The 510-nt window shown below is 44.3% G+C and carries 1 pseudogene; it reads right to left on the bottom strand.

Annotation, left to right across the window (positions count from 1 at the left end):
• Nucleotides 1-510 (bottom strand): annotated as a pseudogene (locus tag ACS8FC_RS21080) (MFS transporter); the annotation flags it as partial.

Raw genomic sequence — 510 nt, 5'->3', positions numbered from 1 at the left:
CTGCAAAAATAACAGGTCGGCGCAAATCCATCGCATTGGTACTAAAGATACTAATAATCAAAGCCAGTGCACTGGCGGCTATAATAACAGCATAAAAAGTAACCAGCTGATCGTTACCGTAGCCAAGGTTGGCGAGCAATCCTGCCGCGCCGACGTTTTGCTCAGATAGCAAAATCCGCATGACAGCGCCCGTCACCATGAAGGCAATAATATTGCGGCTACGCATCCAGCGCACTTGTAGCATCGGATTTTTGCGATGCGTCTCAATCCATAACGCGATGCTAATCCCGACGATAGCAATCATTAGTGGATAGACGAGCCAAGGGGTCGTCCACCATAAAATTCGACCTTGTACTAAAACGACAGCCAATGCAGCCAGACCACTAGCAAAAAAACCAAAGCTTACAAAATCCAATTTCTCAAATACTTTTTCTGTATTCCCTGGTGGTAGCTCTAATATATTAATCAGCCCAAAACAAATCAGCGCCAGACCAAATTGAAATAAAAATA

The sequence above is a fragment of the Psychrobacter sp. 1Y4 genome, assembly GCF_051847555.1.
Note: the sequence above shows the minus strand (reverse complement) of the source record. Positions and strands in the feature narration are given on the sequence as shown.